The sequence below is a fragment of the Microbacterium sp. 05T445 genome, from assembly GCF_056395865.1.
Window position 1 is genome coordinate 667,742 of record NZ_JBFTKJ010000001.1, and the last position, 24,620, is coordinate 692,361.

22 protein-coding genes are annotated in these 24,620 nt (G+C 70.7%); 5 read left to right on the forward strand and 17 right to left on the reverse strand.

The window, feature by feature from the left end; genetic code table 11:
• Nucleotides 1-33: 33 nt before the first annotated feature.
• From AC1DDU_RS03230 to AC1DDU_RS03245, 4 genes are all read right to left on the reverse strand, one after another.
• On the reverse strand, nt 34-879 hold the full coding sequence (locus AC1DDU_RS03230) for an ABC transporter permease (RefSeq protein WP_477431186.1): 846 nt from the start codon (nt 877-879) through the stop codon (nt 34-36).
• Nucleotides 872-1,666: an ABC transporter ATP-binding protein gene (locus AC1DDU_RS03235; protein ID WP_477431187.1), complete on the reverse strand. Its 795-nt coding sequence runs from the start codon at nt 1,664-1,666 to the stop codon at nt 872-874. The genes AC1DDU_RS03230 and AC1DDU_RS03235 overlap by 8 nt, the downstream gene beginning before the upstream one ends.
• Nucleotides 1,666-2,778: an ABC transporter substrate-binding protein gene (locus tag AC1DDU_RS03240; RefSeq protein WP_477431188.1), complete on the reverse strand. Its 1,113-nt coding sequence runs from the start codon at nt 2,776-2,778 to the stop codon at nt 1,666-1,668. Before AC1DDU_RS03240 ends, AC1DDU_RS03235 begins: the two co-directional genes overlap by 1 nt.
• A gap of 194 nt (nt 2,779-2,972) precedes the next feature.
• On the reverse strand, nt 2,973-4,451 hold the full coding sequence (locus tag AC1DDU_RS03245; protein ID WP_477431189.1) for a helix-turn-helix domain-containing protein: 1,479 nt from the start codon (nt 4,449-4,451) through the stop codon (nt 2,973-2,975).
• A 202-nt stretch (nt 4,452-4,653) separates the two neighbouring features.
• Here AC1DDU_RS03245 and aceB point away from each other — a divergent pair, with 202 nt between their 5' ends.
• Nucleotides 4,654-6,318, forward strand: coding sequence for a malate synthase A (gene aceB / locus AC1DDU_RS03250; protein ID WP_477431190.1), 1,665 nt, complete (start codon nt 4,654-4,656; stop codon nt 6,316-6,318).
• Between the two features lie 27 nt (nt 6,319-6,345).
• Nucleotides 6,346-7,941, forward strand: a complete 1,596-nt coding sequence (locus tag AC1DDU_RS03255) for an isocitrate lyase (protein ID WP_477431191.1) — start codon at nt 6,346-6,348, stop codon at nt 7,939-7,941.
• A 61-nt stretch (nt 7,942-8,002) separates the two neighbouring features.
• On the opposite strand, the gene AC1DDU_RS03260 is transcribed toward AC1DDU_RS03255, so the two are convergent.
• From AC1DDU_RS03260 to AC1DDU_RS03280, 5 genes are all read right to left on the reverse strand, one after another.
• Nucleotides 8,003-8,635 carry a response regulator gene (locus tag AC1DDU_RS03260; RefSeq protein ID WP_477431192.1) on the reverse strand — a complete coding sequence of 211 codons (633 nt, stop codon included), beginning with the start codon at nt 8,633-8,635 and terminating at the stop codon, nt 8,003-8,005.
• Nucleotides 8,632-9,900, reverse strand: a complete 1,269-nt coding sequence (locus tag AC1DDU_RS03265) for a sensor histidine kinase (RefSeq protein ID WP_477431193.1) — start codon at nt 9,898-9,900, stop codon at nt 8,632-8,634. Before AC1DDU_RS03265 ends, AC1DDU_RS03260 begins: the two co-directional genes overlap by 4 nt.
• Nucleotides 9,901-9,993: 93 nt before the next feature.
• The gene (locus AC1DDU_RS03270; RefSeq protein ID WP_477431194.1) at nt 9,994-10,854 is read right to left on the reverse strand and encodes an ABC transporter permease; all 861 of its coding nucleotides are present in this window, start codon (nt 10,852-10,854) and stop codon (nt 9,994-9,996) included.
• Nucleotides 10,851-11,741 (reverse strand): ABC transporter ATP-binding protein, encoded by an 891-nt coding sequence (locus tag AC1DDU_RS03275; RefSeq protein ID WP_477431195.1) that lies wholly within the window; start codon nt 11,739-11,741, stop codon nt 10,851-10,853. The genes AC1DDU_RS03270 and AC1DDU_RS03275 overlap by 4 nt, the downstream gene beginning before the upstream one ends.
• A gap of 121 nt (nt 11,742-11,862) precedes the next feature.
• Complete coding sequence (locus AC1DDU_RS03280; protein ID WP_477431196.1) at nt 11,863-12,195, reverse strand: hypothetical protein; 333 nt, start codon at nt 12,193-12,195, stop codon at nt 11,863-11,865.
• Between the two features lie 151 nt (nt 12,196-12,346).
• Here AC1DDU_RS03280 and AC1DDU_RS03285 point away from each other — a divergent pair, with 151 nt between their 5' ends.
• Entirely contained in the window at nt 12,347-13,549 is a 1,203-nt protein-coding gene (locus AC1DDU_RS03285) for a pyridoxal phosphate-dependent aminotransferase (RefSeq protein ID WP_477431197.1), read from the forward strand.
• Nucleotides 13,550-13,652: 103 nt separating this feature from the next.
• On the opposite strand, the gene AC1DDU_RS03290 is transcribed toward AC1DDU_RS03285, so the two are convergent.
• The 6 genes from AC1DDU_RS03290 to AC1DDU_RS03315 all read right to left on the reverse strand — a co-directional run bounded on the left by AC1DDU_RS03290 (nt 13,653) and on the right by AC1DDU_RS03315 (nt 19,562).
• Complete coding sequence (locus tag AC1DDU_RS03290) at nt 13,653-14,789, reverse strand: UDP-N-acetylmuramate dehydrogenase (protein WP_477431198.1); 1,137 nt, start codon at nt 14,787-14,789, stop codon at nt 13,653-13,655.
• 3 nt (nt 14,790-14,792) lie between these two features.
• Complete coding sequence (locus tag AC1DDU_RS03295; protein ID WP_477431199.1) at nt 14,793-15,206, reverse strand: MaoC/PaaZ C-terminal domain-containing protein; 414 nt, start codon at nt 15,204-15,206, stop codon at nt 14,793-14,795.
• Nucleotides 15,203-15,652 (reverse strand): FAS1-like dehydratase domain-containing protein, encoded by a 450-nt coding sequence (locus AC1DDU_RS03300; RefSeq protein WP_477431200.1) that lies wholly within the window; start codon nt 15,650-15,652, stop codon nt 15,203-15,205. Before AC1DDU_RS03300 ends, AC1DDU_RS03295 begins: the two co-directional genes overlap by 4 nt.
• 9 nt (nt 15,653-15,661) lie before the next feature.
• Nucleotides 15,662-16,486: a sulfite exporter TauE/SafE family protein gene (locus AC1DDU_RS03305; protein WP_477431201.1), complete on the reverse strand. Its 825-nt coding sequence runs from the start codon at nt 16,484-16,486 to the stop codon at nt 15,662-15,664.
• A gap of 2 nt (nt 16,487-16,488) precedes the next feature.
• A complete protein-coding gene (locus AC1DDU_RS03310; protein WP_477431202.1) occupies nt 16,489-17,364 on the reverse strand; it encodes a DUF2510 domain-containing protein in 876 nt (291 codons plus the stop codon).
• A 74-nt stretch (nt 17,365-17,438) separates the two neighbouring features.
• On the reverse strand, nt 17,439-19,562 hold the full coding sequence (locus AC1DDU_RS03315) for a heavy metal translocating P-type ATPase (RefSeq protein ID WP_477433408.1): 2,124 nt from the start codon (nt 19,560-19,562) through the stop codon (nt 17,439-17,441).
• A gap of 329 nt (nt 19,563-19,891) precedes the next feature.
• On the opposite strand from AC1DDU_RS03315, the gene AC1DDU_RS03320 reads away from it, so the two are divergent.
• Both AC1DDU_RS03320 and AC1DDU_RS03325 read left to right on the forward strand, forming a co-directional pair.
• On the forward strand, nt 19,892-21,274 hold the full coding sequence (locus AC1DDU_RS03320) for an alpha/beta fold hydrolase (protein ID WP_477431203.1): 1,383 nt from the start codon (nt 19,892-19,894) through the stop codon (nt 21,272-21,274).
• A gap of 90 nt (nt 21,275-21,364) precedes the next feature.
• Nucleotides 21,365-22,411, forward strand: coding sequence for a DUF2510 domain-containing protein (locus tag AC1DDU_RS03325; protein WP_477431204.1), 1,047 nt, complete (start codon nt 21,365-21,367; stop codon nt 22,409-22,411).
• An 8-nt stretch (nt 22,412-22,419) separates the two neighbouring features.
• Here the strand turns inward: AC1DDU_RS03325 and AC1DDU_RS03330 are convergent, their stop codons facing one another.
• Together AC1DDU_RS03330 and AC1DDU_RS03335 are read right to left on the reverse strand one after the other, a co-directional pair.
• Entirely contained in the window at nt 22,420-22,914 is a 495-nt protein-coding gene (locus tag AC1DDU_RS03330; RefSeq protein ID WP_477431205.1) for an N-acetyltransferase family protein, read from the reverse strand.
• Nucleotides 22,915-22,967: 53 nt separating this feature from the next.
• Complete coding sequence (locus AC1DDU_RS03335; RefSeq protein ID WP_477431206.1) at nt 22,968-24,608, reverse strand: LTA synthase family protein; 1,641 nt, start codon at nt 24,606-24,608, stop codon at nt 22,968-22,970.
• Nucleotides 24,609-24,620: the final 12 nt, after the last annotated feature.

Sequence of the window (24,620 nt, forward strand, 5' to 3'; positions counted from 1 at the left end):
GGGGCACGGGCCTCGCGGGATCGCCTCGCGGCGTCAGCGAGCGGTGACGTCGCCCTCGCTCCACCACAGGACGCGCTTGCGCACCAGGGCGAGGAGGACGATGAGGAGCACGCCGAGCACGCACAGCAGCGTGATGGCGCCCCACGTCACGGGGAGGTTCGCCTGCGCGGCCGAGGTGGTCACGAGCGAGCCGAGGCCCGCCTGCTGACCGGCGGCGACGAACTCGGCCACGGCGGCGCCGACGACCGCCAGCGGGAGGGCGATCCGCAGGCCGGCGAACACGTAGGGCATGCTCCCCGGGAAGCGCAGCTCGCGGAAGATCTCCCACCGGCTCGCGTGCAGCGTCTTGAAGACGTCGAGCGCCTTCTGGTCGACGTCGCGCAGCCCGGCGAGGGAGTTGACGAGCATCGGGAAGAACACCACGAGCCCGGTGACGATGAACTTCGGGATCATGCCGAACCCGAACGCCACGACGAGCGCCGGCGCGATGGCCACGATCGGGGTGACCATCACCACGATCACGAGCGGCATGATGGCCCGCTCGATGATCTGGAACTCGGCCATCACGACGGCCAGGGCGAACCCTGCGAGGATGCCGACCGATGCACCGACGACGACCTCGAGGAGCGTCACCAGGAAGTTGGACCAGTACATGTCCGCGTCTTCGATGAGGCTCGCGGCGATCGCGTCCAGCGTGGGCACGACGTACGGGTTCGCGATCGCGGTCAGCTGCCACAGGATGGCCGCGACGAGGAACGTGATGACCGTGGGAACCCATCCCCGCCAGTGCAGCCACGCCGGCATGCCCGAGCGGGGGTTCTTGCGGGCGGCCGCGGTGGCCAGCGTCGCGGTGGTGTCGCGGAGGGTCGTCTCAGACATGGGCCTTCTCCATCTGCGCGCGCAGCGAGCCGCGCACGACGGCTTCCAGGTCGCGGAACTCGTCGGTGGCGTACGCGTCCTCGGTGCGCGGTCGCGGCAGGTTCACGTCGATCACCTCGGCGATGCGGCCGGGGTGCGCCGCCATGACGACGATGCGGTCGGAGAGCATGATCGCCTCCGGCACAGAGTGCGTGACGAACATCACCGCCTTGCGGTTGGACTGCCAGAACTCCAGCAGCGCCATGCGCTGCAGGTCGCGGTTCATCTCGTCCAGCGCCGAGAACGGCTCGTCCATCAGCATGATCGCGGGGTCGAACACGAACGCCCGGGCGATCGCGGCGCGCTGCTGCATGCCGCCCGACAGCTGCCCCGGGTACTTCGACATCGCGGCGCCGAGGCCGAACTGCGACAGCAGCGACTCGGCGTCGCCGAGGGTGCGGCTGTCGTCGGCCTTGCGGTTGATGCGCAGCGGCAGGCGGACGTTGTCGAGCACGGTCTTCCACGGCAGCAGCGCCGGCGACTGCGGCACCAGGCCGATCTTCTTGTCGCGCGATGCCGCGCTGACGCTCTCGCCGTCGATCGTGACGGAGCCCTCGTCGGCGTCGATGAGGCCGGCGACGACCTTCAGCAGCGTCGACTTCCCGCAGCCGCTGGGGCCGATGACCGAGACGAACTCGCCCATGCCGATGGTGAGGTTGATGTCGTCGAGCACGGTGACCCGGCGGCCGTCGACGCCGAAGGACTTCGACACCCCGCGGACCTCGACACCGGTTCCCATCGCCGACATCACTTGCCCTCCGGCCACACGAGGGTGTCGCCGTCGTAGAGGCCGGCCACGAGGTCGACGTCCATCATGTCCGCGATCTCGGGGAGCTTCTTCACGTCGCCGTACTTCAGCACGAGCTCGTACTCGGGCTCCCACATCGCCTCGGTCTGCACGCCGGGGTTGCCGCCGGCGCTGGTGCGCACCCACTCGGACTCGACGGCCCAGGTGCGGGCGAGCTGCTCCCGCGGGAACGCGGCGCCCTGGCCGCCGTCCTCGGCGAGCTTCGCCAGGATGTCGATGCACTCGTCGGCGTCGTCCAGGCAGAACTGCAGGGCGCGCAGCGTCGCGCGCATGAAGTCGGCGGCGACCTCGCGGTGCTCGGCGAGGAACTTCGAGTTCGCCTCCATCACGTTGTACGTGCCCTCGACGCCGAGGTCGGCGGGGAGGAACTCGGAGAACGGCTCGCCCATCGCCTTCAGCGACTGCGGCTGGTTGGAGGCGTAGCCGACGATCGCGTCGACCTGGCCGCGCACCACGACGGTGGGGTCGTAGTTGGTCATCTTGACCAGTTCGACCTTCGAGACGTCCACGCCGGCGTTGTCGAGCATCGCGGAGGCGATGGGCGTGAGGTTGATGAAGTAGCCGAGCGATCCGCCTTCGAGGTCCTTCAGGCTCTCGAGCCGCTCGTTGCCGAAGATCGAGAACGGCGAGGTCGTGCCGTAGGTCGCGACCGCGGTGAGGTTCTTGCTGTTGGCGGCGGCGAGCATGACATCGGATGCCGAGCCCAGCGCGGTGAACTGCGCCTGGCCGGAGGCGACCAGCTGCTGCCCGTTGGCCCCGGACGCGTTGATCTCGACGTCCAGGCAGAGGTCGTCGAAGTAGCCGAGCTCGTCGGCGAGGAACACGTCCAGCTGGCCGGCGCTGGCGGAGTAGCCGTAGCCGGAGATGTAGGTGATGGTGCCGGCATCCTGATTGCGCTTGCAGGTGTCCGCGTCGACTGCCGCGTCGGCGGGGGTGCTCCCGCCGCCGGCGGGCTGCGTGGCGCATCCCGCGAGGGTCAGCGCGGCAGCGAGTACGCACGTCAGGGTGGCGGCTGCGCGGATTCGGGTCCGTTCCGCAGAGGTCTGAGCCATTGAGAGTCCCTTCTCGGCCGTTCGTCATTGATGGCAGCTCAAAACTAACATAGTCAAGCTTGACTAAACAAGATCGAACCATTGTGTGACGAACGTGGACGGAGCCGCAGCGGCAACCCCGCGTCGCCGCGACCTCTCCGGGCACGCACGCGATGCGCCCCCCTGCGGCGGATCGTCCGGTAGCCGGACGGGGCTCAGCGCGGCGCGTGCGCCTCGAGGAACGCGTACAGGTCGGTGGTGTCCACGCCCGGGAACGCGCCCGTGGGGAGCGTCGCGAGCAGCGTGCGCGGTGTGCGCACGTTCGGCCACGCCTGCTCGCGCCAGGATGCCTCCAGCTCGGCGGGGGCCCGCCGGCAGCACACCTCGACGGAGTGCTTCGAGACGCCGCGGTTCGGGGTGTCGCGGCCGAGGAACCACTTGGTGTCGTCGAAGCGCACGCCGACGCTGATGGAGTGCGCGCCCTCGCTGGAGAGCTCCACGCGGGCGGTGCACCAGTACGTGCCGTTGCCGGTGTCGGTGTACTGGTAGTAGGGGTTGAAGTGGTCGTCGACGTCGAAGACGACGCGCGAGGTCCACTTCCGGCAGCACATCTGCCCCTCGATCGACCCGAGCCGGTCGGTCGGGAAGTTCACGTCGTCGTTCTCGTACACCTTCGTGATGACGCCGGACTCGTGCACCTTGAGGAAGTGCACCGGCAGTCCGAGGTGCACCGTCGCGAGGTTCGTGAAGCGGTGCGCGGCCGTCTCGTACGACACCGAGTAGGCGTCACGGAGGTCCTCGATCGAGATCGAGCGATCCTTCTTCGCCTCCTGCAGGAACGGCACCGCGTGCGCCTCGGGGATGAGGAGCGCGCCGGTGAGGTAGTTGGTCTCGACGCGCTGACGCAGGAAGTCCGCGTACGAGGTCGGTTCGCGGTGCCCGAGGATCCGGCTCGACAGCGCCTGCAGCACCGCCGTGCGCGGGTCGCCCTTCGTGGCGAGGCGGCTGGACAGGTACAGCCGGCCGTTCTTGATGTCGGCGATCGAGCGGGTGGTCTGCGGCAGGTCGGGCACGTAGTGCAGCGTGAACCCGAGATGCGCGGCGATGTCGGATGCCGTCCGCTGCGTCAGCGGACCGCCGGGGTGGTCGACCGCGTCGAGGATCCCGCGCGCCTGCTGCTCGAGCTCGGCGAAGTAGTTGTTCTGCGTGCGCATCAGCTTGCGGAGGGCGACGTTGGCGCGACGGGCCTCCTCGGGGGTCGCGGCGCGCTCGTCACGGAGCCGCTCGATCTCGCCCTGCAGTGCCAGCATGGCCTTCAGCGCCTCCGTCGGCACCGTCTTGCCGATGCGGAACGGCGGGATGCCGAGCGCCTGGAACGTCTGCCCCCGCATGGCCCGCTCGAGCGAGATCTCGAGGGTGGCCCGCTCGTCGAGCGGCTCCGACTCGAGGATCGCGTCGATCGACGACCCCAGTGCCCGCGCGATCGCCTGCAGCAGCGTGAGCTTCGGCTCGCGGCGGCCGTTCTCGATCATCGACAACTGACTCGGCGCGCGGTCGACGGCGGCGGCGAGCTCTTCGAGCGTCATGCCGCGATCGGTGCGCAGCTGCCGGATGCGGCGGCCCATGGTGAGCGGATCCACGGATTCATCGTCCGGGACTTCACCGCGCACATCGGGGGTCAACGTCGTCGTCATGGGCCGATTCTGTCACGAAAACAGAAATCTGCGAAAACTTCACACCCGATTTCGTCAGGTCCACCCCCGAACTTCACCGCAGAGTGGTGTCACGACCTACTGATGGACCCGGACCCGGATCACCGGATGCCGCGACCCGACGCACACGCCGAGTCGAGGCATCCCTCACTCTCCACACATTCGTTCACAGGAAGGCAGGGACATGACACCTGCAACCGCCACCCCGATGCGTACGCGCACGGGTCCCATCCCCACCCAGACCCACGAGCCCGCGATCGAGATCGTCGCCGGCCTCGGCCCCCGCTACGACGAGATCCTGACGCCCGAGGCGCTCGCGTTCCTCACGGAGCTGCACCACCGCTTCGGCGCCCGCCGCCACGACCGGCTGGCCGACCGCATGCGCCGCCGGTTCGAGATCGGCAACGGGCACGACCCGCAGTTCCGCGACGACACCCGGCACATCCGCGAGGACGCCGAGTGGAAGGTCGCCGGCGCCGGTCCCGGACTCGAGGACCGCCGCGTCGAGATCACGGGCCCGACCGACCCGAAGATGACGATCAACGCGCTGAACTCGGGCGCGAAGGTGTGGCTCGCCGACCAGGAGGACGCCACCAGCCCCACCTGGAAGAACGTCATCGAAGGCCAGCTGAGCCTGCGCGACGCGATCCGCGGCGAACTCTCGTTCACCAGCCCCGAGGGCAAGCGCTACGAGGTCACGGCGACCGAGACGCCCACGATCGTGATGCGCCCGCGCGGCTGGCACCTGCCCGAGCAGCACATCCGCTTCACCGACCGCGCCGGGCGCACCATGTCCGCGTCGGGGTCGCTGGTGGACTTCGGGCTGTACTTCTTCCACAACGCCCAGCAGCTCATCGCCAACGGCCGCGGCCCGTACTTCTACATCGCCAAGCTCGAGTCGAGCGAAGAGGCGAAGCTGTGGGACGACGTCTTCACCTTCAGCGAGCGGTACATCGGCATCCCGCACGGCACGATCCGCGCGACGGTGCTCATCGAGACGCTGCCCGCGGCGTTCGAGATGGAGGAGATCCTGTTCGAGCTGCGCGACCACATCGCGGGCCTGAACGCCGGTCGCTGGGACTACATCTTCTCGATCATCAAGAACTACCGCGGCCGCGGTGCGCGCTTCGTGCTCCCCGACCGCAGCGAGGTCACGATGACCGTGCCGTTCATGCGGGCCTACACCGAGCTGCTCGTGAAGACGTGCCACAAGCGCGGGGCCTTCGCGATCGGCGGCATGAGCGCCTTCATCCCGAACCGGCGCGACCCCGAGGTGACCGAGCGCGCGTTCGAGAAGGTCGCGGCCGACAAGAAGCGCGAGGCCGGCGACGGCTTCGACGGCACCTGGGTCGCCCACCCCGACCTCATCCCGGTGGCGCGCGCGGAGTTCGACGCGGTGCTGGGCGACCGGCCGAACCAGCTCGACCGCCAGCGCCCCGAGGTCGAGGTGTCGGCCTCCGACCTGATCGACGTCCACATCGGACGCCCGATCACGGCGACGGGCGTGCACGGCAACGTGTCGGTGGCGGTGCGCTACATCGAGGCGTGGCTGCGGGGCCTGGGCGCCGTCGCCATCGACAACCTCATGGAGGACGCCGCGACCGCCGAGATCAGCCGCAGCCAGGTGTGGCAGTGGATCCACCAGGACCGCACCACCGAGGACGGCACGCCGATCACCCGCGAGTACGTGGAGGGTCTGATCGCGCAGGTGCTGGGCGAGGTCGAGCGCCGCGAAGGCGACCGGTTCGACGACGCGGCGGACATCTTCCGCGAGGTGGCGCTCGGCCAGGACTTCCCGGCGTTCCTGACGCTGCCGGCCTACGCGAAGTACCTCGCCGAGTCCGACTGATCCCCCGAGACCAACAAGGAGACGAACATGACCGCCTACCAGGACGACATCGAAGCCATCCAGGCGCTCAAGGAGCAGCACGGATCGAGCTGGGACGCCATCGACCCCGAGTCGGCCGCCCGCATGCGGGCGCAGAACCGGTTCCGCACCGGACTCGAGATCGCCCAGTACACGGCCGACATCATGCGCCGCGACATGGCCGAGTACGACGCCGACTCGTCGGTCTACACCCAGTCCCTCGGCGTGTGGCACGGCTTCATCGGGCAGCAGAAGCTGATCTCGATCAAGAAGCACCTCAAGAGCACGAACAAGCGCTACCTCTACCTGTCGGGGTGGATGGTCGCGGCGCTGCGGTCGGAGTTCGGCCCGCTGCCCGACCAGTCGATGCACGAGAAGACCGCGGTGCCGGCCCTCATCGAGGAGCTCTACACGTTCCTGCGCCAGGCCGACGCCCGCGAGCTGGACCTGCTCTTCACGCGGCTCGACGAGGCGCGTGCCGCCGGCGACGACACCGCGGTGGAGTTCATCCAGTCGCAGATCGACAACTACGAGACCCACGTGGTGCCGATCATCGCCGACATCGACGCCGGCTTCGGCAACCCCGAGGCCACGTACCTGCTCGCGAAGAAGATGATCGAGGCGGGCGCCTGCGCCATCCAGATCGAGAATCAGGTGTCGGACGAGAAGCAGTGCGGCCACCAGGACGGCAAGGTCACCGTCCCGCACGAGGACTTCATCGCCAAGCTCACCGCGGTGCGCTACGCCTTCCTCGAGCTGGGCATCGACAACGGCATCATCGTCGCCCGCACCGACTCGCTCGGCGCCGGACTCACGCAGAAGCTCGCCGTGACGCACCAGCCCGGCGACCTCGGGGACCAGTACAACTCGTTCCTGGACGTCGAGGAGATCTCGGACGCCGACCTCGGCAACGGCGACGTCGTCATCAAGCGCGACGGCAAGCTGCTGCGACCGAAGCGTCTCGCCAGCAACCTGTACCAGTTCCGCCCAGGAACCGGTGAGGAGCGCGTCGTGCTCGACTGCATCACGTCGCTGCGCAACGGCGCGGACCTGCTGTGGATCGAGACCGAGAAGCCGCACGTCGAGCAGATCGCCGGCATGGTCGACGCGATCCGCGAGGAGATCCCGAACGCGAAGCTCGTCTACAACAACAGCCCGTCGTTCAACTGGACGCTCAGCTTCCGCCAGCAGGCGTACGACCTGCTCGCCGAGCAGGGCGAGGATGTCTCGGCCTACGACCGCGGCGACCTGATGAGCGCGGCGTACGACGACACCGAGCTGGCGCGGCTGGCCGACGAGAAGATCCGCACGTTCCAGCGCGACGGCTCCGCCCGCGCCGGGATCTTCCACCACCTCATCACGCTCCCGACGTACCACACGGCCGCGCTGTCGACCGACAACCTCGCGAAGGGGTACTTCGGCGACGAGGGCATGCTCGCCTACGTGAAGGGCGTGCAGCGGCGCGAGATCCGCGAGGGCATCGCCACCGTCAGGCACCAGAACATGGCGGGAAGCGACATCGGCGACAACCACAAGGAGTACTTCGCCGGTGACGCCGCACTCAAGGCGGGCGGACAGCACAACACGATGAACCAGTTCAACTGAGGCCGCTGCCCTCGAACACCACGGATGCCTCGGACCGGCCGGTCCGAGGCATCCGTCGTTCTCAGCCGAGCAGGCCGCGCTCCATGGCCAGGGTCACGGCGCGGGTGCGATCGGCGACGCCGAGCTTCTCGAACACCTTGAGCAGGTGCGTCTTGACCGTCGACTCGCCGATCCCGAGCGCCACCGCCACCTGCTTGTTGCTGTGGCCGATGGCGACGAGCCTCAGCACGTCGAGCTCCCTCGCCGTCAGCACCGTCTCGGGCTCGGGACGCCGCATCCTCTCGACGAGCCGCACCGCCACCTGCGGCGACAGCGCCGACTGTCCCGCCGCGACAGACCGCACGCCCGCGACGATCTCGGCCTGCGGTGCAGCCTTGAGGAGGTACCCGGTCGCGCCGGCCTCGATCGCGGCGAGGATCTGGTCGTCGGACTCGTACGTCGTGAGGATCAGCACGCGCGGCGGCGGGTCGCCCGCCTCACCCGCGGCGATCCGCGCTGTCGCCGCGACGCCGTCGACGCTCGGCATGCGCAGGTCCATCAGGACGACGTCCGGACGCGTCGCGGCCGCGAGACGCACCGCTTCGTCGCCGTCGGATGCCTCGGCCACCACCTCGAAGCCGGGTTCGTCCGAGAGCAGACCGGCGAGGCCGGCGCGCACCACCGGGTGGTCGTCGGCGATGAGCAGCCTGATCATGCCCGGATTCCCTTCGTTCGCGGGGTGGGAGTCGTGGCGACGCCGGAAGGTTCGGGTGCGGCGGCGATCGGCGCCACACCGGGGAGGCGGTCCTCACGTCGGACAGGCGCAGGAAGCCGCACCGTCAGCGTCGCCCCCTCGCCCGCCGCAGACGAGACCTCGAGTGCGCCCCCGGCGAGCGCCACGCGCTCGCGCATGCCCTCCAGCCCGAAGCCGGTCCCCGGCAGCGACGGATCGAAGCCGCGCCCGTCGTCGCTCACGCGGAGGATCGCGGCACCATCCGGCTCGACCTCCACGCGCACCGTGACGCTCGCTGCGCCCGCGTGCTTCGTCACGTTCGACAGCGCTTCCTGCAAGCACCGCAGCAGCACGACCTGCGCCTCGCGATCGAGGTCGCCCGACACCCCGCCCGCCTCCAGCGCGATCCGCGCCGCGCCGTGGTCGCGGAAGCGCTCGACCAGCCGCTCCACCGCGGCGCCGAAGGCCGGCTCGGTGGGCACGGCCGCGGTGCGGGCCACGAGCGCGCGGGCCTCGGCGAGGGCGTCGCGCGCGACCTGCTCCACCGTCGCGATCGTCGCGGCGGCGGCATCCGACTGTCCTTCCTTCGACTGTCGGCCGGCGCGCTCCGCGAAGATCACCAGTCCTGCGAGCGTCTGGGCGAGGGTGTCATGGATGTCGCGGGCAAGGCGCTCCCGCTCCGCGGAGGCGCCGCGCTCCCGGCTCAGAGCCTCGACCTCGGTCTGCGCAGCCGTCAGCTCGGCGAGAAGGCGTTCTCGCTCCTCGCCGTACTCGGCGATGCGGGCGATCCACAGCCCGATGCCGATCGCGAATGCCAGGGAGAAGACGGCCGTGGTCCCGCCGGCGAGAAGAGAGTCCAGGTTCGCTCCGTAGCCGAAGCTCGCGCCGACGAACACGCTCGCCGCGATGACCGCGGAGCCACCGATCCCGCGTCGTCGGGAGTCGCCGATGACCCACACCAGCGGATACGCGAGGGTCTGGAGCATCGCCATGAAAGGGGCCGCGCCTGCACCGATCCCCGCCGCGACGGCCGCCACCGACAGGAACGCGGGATATCGCCACGCCGCGCGCGGCGGCTCGATGGCGTCGCGGCCGATGAGGGCGTAGCCCAGCACGAAGAGACCGATCGCGGCGAGCGCGATCGCGGTACGGGCGACGCTGGAAGGCGGGAAGAGGAAGATGAGCGCGATCGCGATGACTGCCGAGACGATCGACACGATCGCGTCCCACCCGCGTCTGGTCAGCATCGCTCCATCATCCCTTCACTCGACGCGCCGACCGGCCTCCGCAGACTCAGCGGAGGCCGATGCCGTCGGGCGGTGAGGTGTCCCACCGGCAGGCTACGCGGATGGCCGGATCCACCGGAAGGTGACGCGCGACAGCACGAGGCCGACGATCAGCCACACGGCGAGCGCGATCGCGACGCCCGCGAGGTTCCACTCGCCGTTCTGCTCGAGCGCCGCATAGGCGTCGGGCAGGAACACCGCGCGCATGCCCTGGGCCATCCACTTGAGGGGGAAGATCCCCGCCACGTTCTGCAGCCACTCGGGGAGCTGCGAGAACGTCAGGTACACACCCGAGACGAACTGCAGCGCCAGGGCGATCGGAACGACGACGGCGGTCGCGCTCTTGGCGGTGCGCGGCACGGACGACAGCGCGACGCCGAGGAGGGCCGATGTCGTGATGCCGAGGAGGAAGACCCACGCGAAGGTGGCCCACCGCGCCGGCTCGGTCGGAAGCTCCACACCCAGCACGGCCGAGGCGAACAGCAGCAGCAGCGCGGACTGCAGCACCCCTGTCACCAGCACCTGTCCGATCTTGCCGATGAAGTAGCTCACCGGCGACAGCGGCGTCCCGCCGAGGCGCTTGAGCATGCCGTCGGAGCGCTCGATCGCGATGTCCATGGCGAGGTTCTGGAACCCTGAGAGCAGCAGACCCGCCGCGATCATGCCGGGAAGGTAGAGCTCGGCCATCGAGATCGGAGGCACGTCGGGGGCTATCTGCACGTCCCCGTCCGACCCGAAGGCGACGCTGAACAGACCGAGCATGAAGATCGGGAAGAGGAAGGTGAAGAAGAGCGTGTCGCCCGAGCGGAAGTACTGCATCAGCTCGAACCTGGCTCGCCACACTCCCACGGCGACCAGATTGCGTCGCCGCGGACGGATACCGGCAGCCCGGGTCTTCTCGACCGTCGCGCTCATTGCACTGCTCCTCTCACGGCGGCCGCACCGGCGACCGGGTCGGAGGTCGTCCCGGCGACCAGCTCGAGGTACACGTCTTCGAGGCTGGGACGCACGATCTCGAGCTCGGCGGGCGTCTCCCCCAGGCGCTCGGCGAGGGCGGTCGCGAACGCGAACGGATCCGTTGATCGCTCGTGCCGCGGCATCCCGTCCTCCACCCACCGCACGATCGGAACCCGCGCGACCTCGCCACCGAACCCCGCCACCGCACCGATCGCCTGCAGACGACCGGAGGCGATCACGGCGACGCGGTCGGCGAGCTGTGCCGCCTCGTCGAGGTAGTGCGTCGTCAGCACGATGGTCGTGCCCTCGGCCTGCAACCGGCGGATGAGGTCCCAGAACTCGCGTCGCGCGTGCGGGTCGAAGCCGGTGGTGGGCTCGTCGAGGAACAGCAGTTCCGGACGCCCGATGATGCCGAGGGCGACGTCGACGCGCCGCTGCTGTCCGCCCGACAGCTTCGAGATGCGGGTCTTGGCCTGCGCCTCGAGTCCGACGGCCGCGATCACCTCGTCGACGTCGCGCGGGTCGGGGTAGAAGCCGGCGAACTGCCGCAGCTGCTCGCGCACGGTGACCATTCCGGACTGGCCGGTCGACTGGAGGACGATCCCGAGCCGCGCCTTGAAGTCGAGGCCGCCCGTGGCGGGATCGATGCCGAGGACCTCGACCTCGCCGCCCGAGCGGCGGCGGTACCCCTCCAGGATCTCGACGGTGGTCGACTTTCCGGCTCCGTTCGGTCCGAGCAGCGCGAAGGTCTCGCCGCGCTCGATCTCGAACGACACCCCGTCGACGACCGTGCGGTCGCCGTAGGTCTTGCGCAGGTTCCGCACCCGCACCGCTTGTGTCTGCATGACTCCAGCGTCGTGGCAGACGGATGCCGCAGCCAGCCGTCATCCGCAGGAGCGCCCATCCCCCATTCGGTGGATGGGCGTCATCCACCTGGCGCTGTCGCGCGGCCCCGCCTCGGGGTGGTCAGCGCACCGCGGACGCGGGCACAGGAGCGGCGCCGCCCTCGGCATCCGCCCGCTCCTCCGCGTGCAGCAGCCGCTGGCCGCGGATGCCGCCGGCCAGCGCCCAGGCGAGCAGCCATGCTCCCGAGCCGACCGTGATGATCGCCGCCGCCCGCAGCCCCGCCTCGGGGTCGAGCAGCAACACCAGGACCAGCAGCGACAGCAGCCCGCCGACGATCGCGCCGGTCGCGCCGATCAGTGTCAGCACGCACCCGCGCGCGAGCCACCAGGCGATGCCACCGGCGATGACGAGCACGATGGCGAGTACGACCGCTCCCCAGATCCAGGCGTCCACGAGGCACAGGTTATCGTGCGGTCGAGGCGGCGGGTAGTGCGCTCGCCATCCGGACGATCCGTCGCGCGCGCGGCGTTTCGTGCACAGTCGCGGGCCACGCGCACGCGATCGGCGGGCTGACCGCGGTGCGTGCGCCGACTACGCTCGAAGCGTGACAGAACGCGCACCGCTCTCCCGCAAGCTCTCCGCCATCGCCGAGTCCGCGACCCTCAAGGTCGATGCCAAGGCGAAGGCGCTGCAGGCCGCCGGCCGGCCCGTCATCTCCTACGCGGCCGGCGAGCCCGACTTCGCCACCCCGCAGTACATCGTGGATGCCGCAGCCGAGGCGCTGCGCGACCCCGCGAACTTCCGCTACACGCCGGCGGCGGGACTTCCCGTGCTGCGCGAGGCGATCGCCGGCAAGACGCTGCGGGACTCGGGACTCGAGGTCGACCCGTCGCAGATCATCGTCACCAACGGCGGCAAGCAGGCCGTCTACCAGGCCTTCCAGACCGTGGTGAACCCCGGCGACGAGGTGCTGCTGCCTGCACCGTACTGGACGACCTACCCCGAGGCGATCGCGCTGGCCGACGGCATCCCCGTCGAGGTGTTCGCCGGTGCCGAGCAGGACTACAAGGTGACCGTCGAGCAGCTCGAGGCCGCGCGCACCGACCGGACGACCGCGCTCGTCTTCGTGTCGCCGTCGAACCCGACCGGCTCGGTCTACACCCTCGAAGAGACCCAGGCGATCGGGCAGTGGGCCGTCGAGCACGGCATCTGGATCATCTCGGACGAGATCTACCAGAACCTCGTCTACGAAGGCACGCGCGCCGTGTCGATCGTGGAGGCGGTGCCGGAGGCGGCGGCGCAGACGATCCTCGTCAACGGCGTCGCGAAGACGTACGCGATGACCGGCTGGCGCCTGGGCTGGATGGTCGGCCCCAAGGACGCGATCAAGATCGCCGGCAACCTGCAGTCCCACCTCTGCTCGAACGTCAACAACATCGCGCAGCGCGCGGCGCTGGCGGCCCTCACCGGCCCGCAGCAGGAGGTCGAGCAGATGCGCCTGGCCTTCGACCGTCGCCGCCGCACGATCGTGACCGAGCTCGCCAAGATCGACGGCGTCGAGGTCCCCACGCCGCTGGGCGCGTTCTACGCTTACCCCGACGTGCGCGGACTGCTCGGCCGCGAGTGGGCGGGCGTCACCCCGACCACCTCGCTCGAGCTGGCCGACCTCATCCTCGAGAAGGCCGAGGTCGCCGTCGTCCCCGGTGAGGCGTTCGGGCCCTCGGGCTACCTGCGCCTGTCGTACGCGCTCGGCGACGACGCCCTCCTCGAAGGCATCCAGCGCATGCAGCGCCTCTTCACCGCCTGACCTGCCGCCGCGGTTTCAGAACGCGGATGCCTCGAGGAGAGGCATCCGCGTTCTGTGTTCTGCGCGACCGCCCCGGTCACCGGGCGAGCTGCCCGACCAGGGGTCAGAGCTCGACGTTCACCAGCACGGGCTCGGGCTGCAGGATCAGCCCGAACTCGGACTGCACACGGCCCTGGATGAACCGGGCCAGTTCGGCGAGCTCGGCCGCCGTCGCCTCTCCCCGGTTCGTCAGCGCCAGCGCGTGCTTGGTCGACAGACCCGCGCGGGAGCGAGGAAGCTTGAACCCCTTGCGCACCCCGGCGTGCTCGATGAGCCAGCCGGCGCTCACCTTCACGTCGGACTCGACGGTCGTGGGCGGCGGCACGTAGCCGTCGAACGTCGCCAGCGGGATGACCAGCACAGGGTCGAGGTCGGGGTGCACGGGCCAGCGCGGGCACTCGTCGGGGAGCGTGCGGGCGAAGGATGCCGACACCACGGCGTTCTGGAAGAACGATCCGGCGCTGTACGTGTCGGGGTCGTCGGGATCGAGCACCATGCCCTTGCTGCGACGGGTCTGGAGGATGCGATCGCGCACCCACGCGAGGGTCACCTCGTCGTCGGGTGCGAGGCGCAGCGCCGAGCGCAGCTGGTCGCCCGCGATGCGGCGTGCGCCCTGCCCGATCTCCGGAAGGTCCAGCGTCACCGTCAGGATGACCGCGCGACGCGCGGGCACCGAGCCGTAGTGGTGCTTCAGCACCGACGTGCGGAAGCCGAGCCCGAGTTCGGCGGCCGGCACCGTGGAGAGCTCGCCGGTCGACTCGTCCAGGAGCTCGACCTCGCTGAGGGTCTGCACGATCTCCTGGCCGTACGCGCCGATGTTCTGCACCGGCGCTGCGCCGACGGTCCCGGGGATGCCGGACATCGCTTCGACGCCGCCGAGGCCCTCCGACACCGCGTACGCGACGAGGTGGTCCCAGTCGTGACCCGCCTGCACCTTGAGGCGCACCCGTCCGGGCAGGGGCGACGGCATCCGCTCGATGCCCTTCGTGAGCACACGCACGACGGTGCCCTCGAACGGCTCGTCGCCGACGAACAGGTTCGACCCGCCGCCGAGCACGAGCCACTCGTCGCCCGAGGCCCACACGTCGCGGAGTGCCGCGACGAGCTCCTCGGCGGTGGTGGCATCGATCATGCGCTCGGGGACGCCGCCGGTGCGCAGCGTCGTGAGCCGCGACAGCGGGATCGGAGTGACGTCGGGCATGCGTCAGGCGGTCCGGACGCGCACCTGCGCCTTGACGAGCACGGTCGCGCCGTCGTACGACACGGTGAGGTCGATGCGGGCGGACTCCTCGTCGACGGCGCCGACCTTGGCGACGACGGTCACGTCGGCGCCGGTCTCGAGGTCGACGACGACCGGCTTGGTGAAGCGCACGCCGTACTCGAGGATGCGACCGGTGTCGCCGATCCAGGGCTCGAGCGTGCCCACGGCCAGGCCCATGGTGAGCATGCCGTGCGCGAGGACGCCCGGCAGCCCGACGGCGGCGGCGACGTCGTCGCGGTAGTGGATGGCGTTGAAGTCGCCGGATGCCCCGGCGTAGCGCACCAGCGACTCGCGGGTCAGGTGCACGGTGCGCTCGGCGACGACGTCGCCGACGGTCAGGTTCTCGAGCGCGCTCACTGGTCGCCCTCCCCCACGAGCAGGACCGACGTCGTGGTGACGACGTGGTCGCCCGCGGCATCCCTGATCTCGGACTCGCTGGTCACCATGGCGGCCGCACCCATCGCACGGATGCCGGTGACCGACAGCTTCGCGGTCAGCTCGTCGCCCGCGACGATCGGCCGCGAGTAGCGGAACTTCTGCTCGGCGTGCAGCACGTTCTGAAGGACGATGCCCGAGTCGGGCTCGCCCAGCAGCTGCTGCAGCGTGGCGTCGGTCACGACGATCGCGAAGGTCGGCGGCGCGACGACGTCGGCGTAGCCGAGCGCCTGGGCTGCGGAGGGGTCCACGTGCTGCGGGTCGTCGGCGAAGACGGCACGCGCGAACTCGCGCACCTTCTCGCGACCCACGAGGTAGGGGGCCGTCGGCGGGAAGTCGCGTCCGACGAGCTCGGGGTTCACTGGCACCAGGCCATCCTACCGAGCGGGATCCGCGGCCCCCGCGGCGCGAGGACGCCCGCGCCACGCCCGCATGCCCATCTGGACCGCGATGAACACGAGGTACGCCGCGAACAGCATGTTGCCGACGAAGGGGTCGACCAGGGTCGCCGCCCACGCGCCGAGCGCGGTCGTCGTGCAGGCCGCGAGGCCGATGACAGCGGCCGCGACGAGATCGACGTTGCGACGCCTCACGTTGCCGATCGTGCCCGAGACCGCGGTCGGGATCATCATGAGCAGCGACGTGCCCTTGGCGACGAGGTCGCTCGTGCCGAACAGCACCATCAGCGCGGGGACGACGATGATCCCGCCACCGACACCGATGAGGCCGGAGAGGATGCCGGTGCCCACGCCGAGCACGACCAGCAGCACGCCGCTCAGCCAGGTGAGGGCTAGTTCCGCGTCACGCGAGGGGACCACCACGAACAGGCTCACGATCACCGCGACGAGGAACCCGACGAACGCCCACCGCAGCACCGTCTGCGAGATGCGCGGCAGCATCCACGTGCCGATCTGAGCACCGACGACGGCGCCCGCCGCCAGCAGCAGCGCCGGGATCCAGGCCACCGAGCCGTGGACCGCGTACGAGATCACCCCGACGGTCGCGGTCGGGACGATCGCCGCGAGCGAGGTGCCCGCGGCCAGACGCTGGTCGAAATGGAGGAACAGCACGAGGAACGGCACGATGACGGTGCCGCCGCCCACGCCGAACAGACCGGACAGGACGCCCGCGAGCAGACCGATCCCCACGCAGGTGAGGAGGAACCGGGCGTCGTGAGGGCGGGAGAGTGCGGGGTCGCTCATCCTCAATACACGTCGTCGATCACCCAGGCGCCGCCGGAGCTGATCACGGTGTAGTGATAGACCTCGGAGTTCTGCACCGGGTCGATCTTGTCGCCGTTCTCGTCGACGAGCCCGGTGTAGGTCTCGTTCGTCGTGACCGTGATCTCGTCGCCGACGGTCTCGACATCGGTGACGTGGACCTCGTAGTCGTCGACGCTGTCGTCGAACACCTCGGCCTGCGACTCGAAGTCGGCGCAGTCGGTGAACCCGTTCGCGTCGCGGAACGACGACGTGGTCGACGCCGTCAGATCGTCGCAGTCGCCGTCCTGCCAGGCGTCGTCGTAGAGCTCGACGGCGGCGACGGCGGCCTGCTCGTCGGAGGACTGCGCCCCGCCGTTCGCGCCGGAGAAGTTGAGGATCGCGAGCGGGATGAGCACCGCGGCCGCGATGACGATGCCGAGCAGCACCACGCCGAGCACGACCCACACGATCCACAGCTTGGACTTGCGGGGCTCGGTCGCCGCGACGAAGGCCCCGCCCGGGTAGGCGCCCTGCGGGTAGCCCGCGACGGGGTACCCCTGCTGGGGGTGCTCCTGGACGGCGGGGTAGGCCTGCTGGTCGGGGTGGGACGCCGGCTCACCGGAGACCGGCGTCGACGGGTACACCGGGAACGCTGCCGGCGTCGCTGCCGGCACGACCTCCGCCCGGGGCGCCACGGCCGCGGCGGGCGCGGGCTCCTGCTGTGCGAGCCCGAGCTGGCCGGCGACGATCTCGGCTTCGGTGGGCGCCTCGGACGGCTCGGGGTCGGGCTGGGCGACGTGCTCGGTCCACTGGGCGCCGTCCCACCAGCGCAACGCGCCGTGACCGTCGTCGTACCAGCCGGGAGGAGTCGTCGTCATGCTCAAACCCTATCCCCGCCGCGGGGAGAGCGGTGGCCGAGGGCAGCGCCCCGGGCCACCGCCTCCTGCGGAACTCAGCGCTCCAGCACCGCGCGGGCGCTGCGCTCCGGCGTGAGGTCGAGCCGGCGCAGCAGCTGTGCGTTCAGCGCGACCACCACGGTCGACAGCGACATCAGGATCGCGCCCACCGACATCGGCAGCACGAACCCGATCGGGGCGAGCACTCCGGCCGCCAGCGGCACGGAGATGAGGTTGTACCCCGCGGCCCACCACAGGTTCTGGGTCATCTTGCGGTAGCTCGCGCGCGAGAGCTCGATGACCGACAGCACGGAACGCGGGTCGCTCGAGGCGAGGATCACCCCGGCCGAGCCGATCGCGACATCCGTTCCGGCGCCGATGGCGATGCCGACGTCGGCACGGGCGAGCGCGGGCGCGTCGTTGACGCCGTCGCCGACCATCGCGACCTTGAGGCCCTCGCTCTGCAGCTCGGCGACCTTGCGCTCCTTGTCTTCGGGACGCACACCGGCGAACACGCGACGGATGCCGAGGGCCTCCGCGACCGACCGAGCGACGGGTTCGGCATCCCCCGTGATCATGACCACCTCGACGCCCAGCTTGTGCAGCGCGTCGACCGCCTCGCGCGATTCCGGCCGGATCTCGTCGGCCAGCGCCAGCCCGCCGACGACGACGCCGTCGCGCACGACATGGAGGACGATCGAGCCCTGGTCGCGCCACTGCTCCGCCGCGGGGACGGACGCGCCGACCTCCTCGAGCAGGCGCGGTCCGCCCACGCGGACCACCCGCCCCTCGACCGTCGCCGTCACGCCGACCGCGGGCGAGGACTGGAATCCGGTCGCGGCGGCCGTCGTGAGGCCCCGCTCCTGGGCGGCGCGGACGATCGCCCGCGCCAGCGGGTGCTCGCTGTCGGCCTCGGCCGAGGCGGCGAGCGCCAGCACGCCGTCGGCGTCGAGGTCGGCGACCGCGGCGATGTCGACGACCGTCGGCTCGCCCTTGGTGAGAGTGCCGGTCTTGTCGAACAGCACGGCTCCGATGGTGCGCATGCTCTCCAGCGCCAGCCGGTCCTTGATGAGCACGCCGCCGCGCGCGGCCCGCTCGGTCGCGATCGACACCACCAGAGGGATCGCGAGACCCAGCGCGTGGGGGCAGGCGATCACGAGGACCGTGATCGTGCGGATGACGGCATCGTCCGGCATCCCGATCGCACTCCAGACGATCGCGGTGATCGCCGCGGCGCCGAGCGCGAACCAGAACAGCCACCCCGCTGCGCGATCGGCCAGGCGCTGCGCCCGGGACGTCGAGCTCTGCGCCTCGGCGACCAGCCGCTGGATGCCGGCGAGCGTGGTGTCGTCGCCGGTCGCGATGACCTGGACCCGCAGCCCGGAGTCGGTCGCGACGGTACCCGCGGTGACCTGGTCGCCGACCGTGCGGGCGACCGGACGGGACTCGCCGGTGACCATCGACTCGTCCATGTCGGCGCCGCCGTCGACGATGCGCCCGTCGGCGGGCACGCTGCCGCCGGGACGGACGACGACGACATCCCCCACGCGGAGCTCCGACGGCGAGACGGCCACGATGCGGTCGCCCTCGACGCGCTCCGCCTCGTCGGGCAGCAGCGCCGCCAGGGAATCGAGTGCGGAGGTGGTCTGCGCCAGCGAGCGCATCTCGATCCAGTGGCCGAGCAGCATGATGACGATCAGGAGGGCCAGCTCCCACCAGAACTCCAGTTCGTGGTGCAGCAGGCCCAGGCTCGCGCCCCAGGAGGCGAAGAACGCCACGGTGATCGCCAGGCCGATCAGCAGCATCATGCCGGGCTTGCGGGTGCGCAGCTCCGACACGGCACCCGTCAGGAACGGCCAGCCGCCCCAGAAGTACATGACCGTGCCGAGCAACGGCGAGATCCAGCGGACCCAGGGCGCGTCCGGGAGCGAGTAGCCGAGGACCATCGCGAACATGCCCGAGAACGCGACGACGGGCACCGCCAGCACCAGGTTGATCCAGAACAGGCGGCGGAACCGGGCGACGTGGTCGGCTCCGTGGCCGGCGTGCCCTCCGTGACCCGCGTGGGCGTCGTGACCTGCGTGGGCGTCGGTCGCAGACACCGCGGCGTGGTCATGTCCCGCGTGGTCGTGCGCCGAGTGGTCGTGAGCGGAGTGATCGTGCGTCGCGGGCTGCGTCATCGTGGGGACGCCGGCACCGTCTGCCCCGCCGTGGGCGTGTGCGGAACGGTCGTGTCCGCCGTGCGCGTCAGGATCGTGGGAGGTGTGATGCCCGTGGGCCGGGTGCTCGGCCGGGGCGGGCGGCGTCTGCCCATCGGCCGCCACGGTGCCGTGGTCGTGGTCGCGGTGCGGGTCGGTCACGATGTCTCCTCGATCATGGGGATGCTTCCGTTATACCCCCTAGGGGTATCATCGTCAACGCCGCGGCCGATGTCGTATTCCCGGCTCCACGGATGTCGGCGGTTCCGGCGACACTGGTTCGCATCGGGGATCGCACGAGGGAGCGCGAGATGGACATCATTCTGGTCGCAGGCCTGTGGATGGGCGGATGGGCCTGGTACGAGGTCGCGCCGGCGCTGGAGGGTGCCGGCCACCGCGCCATCCCCCTCACGCTCCCCGGCATCGAATCCGCCGAGGCCGATCGTTCCGGGATCACCCTCGCCGACCACGTCGCCGCGGTCGTCGCCGCGATCGACGCTGCGCCGGGAGAGCAGGTCGTGCTCGTCGGGCATTCCGCGGGCGCCGGGGTCGTCTACGCGGCCGCCGACGCGCGCCCCGATCGGGTGGCGCGGCTAGTCCTCGTCGGCGGTTTCCCGACGCCCGACGGCGCGCCGCTGCTGAACGGGTACGACCCGCAGGGCGCCGACCTGCCGCTGCCGGACTGGGACGATTTCGACGAGGCCGACCTCCGCGACCTGGGCGACGGCGGCATGGCCGCGTTCCGGGCGCACGCGGTGCCTTCACCCGCCGGCGTGGTCACCGGCATCCAGCGGCTGCGCGACCAGCGGCGCCTCGACATCCCGGTGACCGCCGTCGCCACCGAGTACACGGTCGCCGACCTGCGCGGCTGGATGGAGGAGGGCGCGGCGCCCGTCCAGGAGTTCACGAGGTTGCACCACGTGACGTTCGTCGACCTGCCCACCGGGCACTGGCCGCAGCTCACCCGGCCCCAGCAGCTCGCGCGCATCATCCTGGCCCAGCCGCCGCTCGGCGACGGCGCGATCGAGCCGGAGGTCGAGGCGATCAGTGCGCGCGAGTTCCACGCGTCCGATGGCGTCGAGGACTGGCGCGTCCTGTACTGGGGCGCCCACGCCTTCTTCCGCGCCACCTCGCTCGCCCACGGCGCGCGACTGGTCGCCGAGGTCGTCGCGATCGCCCAGACCCTCGACCACTTCCCCGACGTCGACCTGCGCCCCGAGGGCGTGTTCGTCAAGACCTTCAGCCGCCGCGACGGCGCGGTGAGCAGAGTGGATGCCGAGCTCGCGGCATCCGTCTCCCTGGCGGCCCGGAGGCTGGGCCTCGAGCCCGACCCGTCGGTGCTCACGGTCGTGGGCATCGCGGTGGCCGAGGGCCCCGGCGCGCATACCCGCCCGTTCTGGGCAGCGGCGCTCGGCTACGACCCGCTGGGCGGCGAGGATGCCGTGGACCCGCTGCGGCGCAATCCGCACGTGTGGTTCCACCCGCTCGATCCGCCGAAGCCGGAGCGCGGCCGCACCCACATCGACATCTCGGTGCCGCGAGATCAGGTCGAGGCGCGGGTGGCCGCGGCGCTCGCGGCGGGCGGGCGGATGGCGGACGACTCCCACGCCCCCGAGTGGTGGACGCTCACCTCGCCCGACAACCACGGCGTCGACATCGCCGCGTGGACCGACGACACCGCATCCACCGACTGAGGGGCAGCCGTCAGACCGGGGCGACACGCCCGGAAGGCCGCCGCAGGCGGCCTGATGACAGACCGCCTGGGGAGGTCTAGTGTGTGCGCCATGACGACGCCGTCTCCGGGATGGTACGACGACGGTCATGGGGAGACGCGCTGGTGGGACGGCGCAGCATGGACGGCACAGGTCCAGCCGAATGGTGGCACCCCGCGACCGGATGCCGGCACGCCCCCGCGCTCCTCGCGCACCTGGATCGCCTGGGCCGTCGGCGGCTCCGCCGCGGCGGTCATCCTCATCGTCGCCACCGCCTTGACGGCACCGGTGATCGTCTCGCAAATGGTCGCAAACGGCGTGTCCGCGCACCCACGGAGCACTTCCTCACCACACGGAACCCCGCAGTCGCAGGTCAGCGACGAGCAGGCGGCGCGCGACACGGTGAAGGCGTACGCGGATGTGTTCCTCACCGGGGACTGCGACCTCTTCCTCGAGACGACGACCGCGGACTTCCGGCAGGCCATCGGAGTGCAGGACTGCGCCACCTTCGAGGAGGTGTCGAGCCTGGCGAGCGAGCGGGCGGAGCACCCCGTGGTCACGCTCGAGGACACCGAGTCCGACGGCGACGGCATCATCGTCTCGGTGGTGCAGTCCTTCACGAGCAACTACGACACCGACGGAGAGCTCGCGCCCGGGCCCATCGACTACGAGGAGCATCTCGAGTATCGCGTGATCCAGACCGACGACGGCTGGGTCATCGACAACCTCCGTGATGGGGCGACGCCGACGACCTCCGACGAGCAGGCGGCCCTGGACGCGGTCGAGCGCTACAACGACGCGTGGCTGAGCGCGGACTGCGATCCCTTCTTCGCCACGACGACCGACCACCTCCGTGTCGACCTCGACATCACGAGCTGCGCGGCCTTCACGGACCACGCCACGTCGTTCACGCTCGGAACGGAGAACTACCGGACGGTCTACCGCAACGTCGAGACCGTGGACGACACGATCGTGGTCGAGACGACGGAGACGTTCATGAGCACCTACGACGAGAACGGCGAGGAGACGGCGGAGCCGCAGTTCTACCAGTACCGCTACGAATACGACGTGGTTCCGACGGACGGCGGCTGGAGCATCGACGCCGCCTACGACGACTGATCCCGGCGCTATCGCACCATCCGCGCGTCGATGATCCGGGGCGCGGCGCCATCCGCCTGCTCGACGCCGTCGAATTCGAACCGGTTGCGCCGGTAGAACGCGATGGCGCGGGGGTTGTCCTTCGCGACCCACAGCACCGCCGGGTCGTCGCCCAGCACGGCGTCCAGGAGCGCCTGGCCCGCGCCCGCACCGTGATGCGCGGCGCTGAGGTACAGCATGTACAGCTGCCGGTCGCGCGGCGCCTCGTCTGCGAGGGGACCGATCGGATGCCCCGACACCGCGAACCCGATGATGCGCCCCTCCTGCTCGGCGACGCGCGCGATCAGGTCGTCTCGGGGTTCCGCGACGATGTGCTGCCACATCCGTTGCCGCCCCTGGACGAACTCGTCGTCGAAGAAACCGTCAGGCAGCAGGTGCGTGTACGTCTCACGCCAGGTCGCCACGTGGAGATCCGCGATCTCACGGGCATCGGCCGGCTCCGGCGCGCGCACGGTGAACGTCATCCCGACATCCTGCCATCGCGCGCACTGCGGGGCGGCTGCCTGGCCGCCGTCCGTCACCGCGGCGCGCCGAATGCCGTGAGGAAGGCGTCGCGGAACGCGTCCATCCGCCACACCGGGGCGGCGTCGCCGGGGTGCAGCCCCGGCTGCCACGCCCACGGCGCGATGGCGTCGAAGACGGCGGGGTCCTTGGCGATGATGCTGATCGGCACGTCATGACCGGCATCCGCTCCGCTCACGATCGTGGCGGGCTGGTGGTCGCCGAGGACGATCACCACGAGGTTCGGGTCGTCGACGTTCTGGAGGAACGAGAACAGCGAGCCGAGGGAGTACTCGACCGACATCCCGTAGTACTTCTGCACGGTGCGCGGGTCGTCCCACACCACGCTGGCCGGCTCGCTGCGGGCCGGCTGGTCGGCGTATATCGAGCCGTCGCCGATCCGCTCCCACGGCACCAGCGTGGGAAGCGGCGCCCACGGCGTGTGCGACGACACCAGGTCGATCTCGGCCATGACCGGCTGGTGTGCACCGGCGAGCTCGCGGTCGGCGAAGTGCTTCAGCGTGTACTGGTCGGGGATGCGCGCGTACCCGAACCTCGGCCCGCGATACCCGACATCGGTCGCGTTCAGGAGCGTGTCGTAGTGGTAGAACGACGTGCCGACCGGCCAGGGCTTGGTGTTCGACGGCACGTCGGCCACCGTCCGCCACCCGGCGCGGTGGAACGCCTCCGCGAGGGTCAGCCGGTCGCTGGCGACGACCTGCCCGTAGACGGATTGCGCGTCGATCCAGATGCCGGTCTGGAACGTCGAGTGGGCGAGCCAGCTCACGCCGCCGAACGTCGGCGAGGTCAGCCACGCACTCTGCGTGCGGTAGCCGTCGGCGGCGAGCGCCGCATCGCCGTCCTGCAGCACCGAGGCCACGCCCCGCGAGAAGCTCGTGCCCTCCAGCGCGACCCGCCCGTAACTCTCGACGAACGCGATCACCACATCCTTGCCGCGCAGCGCGGTGAGCAGTTGCGACGAGGGGACGTCGGCGAACGGATCGTCGCGGATGGCGCGCGCCACGGCCGCCTGCCGCTGGAGGGTGGTGACCGCTCGCGAGACGGCCGAGCCGATGGAACCGGTGGATGCCGCGGCCGCGACCGGATCCGCGACGCTCAGCGGCGGCGCGATCGCGGCCGCCACGATCCATGCCGCGGTCGCGGCGCTCAGCACGATCCGGCCGCGCGACCGCCGGCGCAGCAGCGCGTCGGTGCGCAGCGCCGACCACGCGAGCGCGACGCACATCCCCACGATGACCAGGACGATCCCCGTCAGCAGCGCGTTCGCCGCGCCGGCGCCGATCGAGGAGACGACGACCCCGAACGCATCCCCGAGCTGCGGCCAGTCGAGCGCCACGAAGTGGGTGCCGAGCGTGAGACGGTACCCGAGGTCGATCGCGGCGAGCACGACGGCGACCCCGACGAACACGCCGAACAGCCCCGCGAGCATCAGCCGAGGGATCCGCCACGGCACCAGGGCCAGCAGCAGCAGGATGACCAGCGACTCGACCGGCAGCCGCACCAGCCCTGACGCCGAGCCGGTGGCGAGCACGCCGGGGACGAGCGGGACCATGACGAGCACCGCGATCGCCGCGACGGTCGCGAGCCGGCCCCGCCACCCGGAAGCGGCCCGCTCCCTCGGGGCCGGCGCGATCACCGGGCGCTCCTC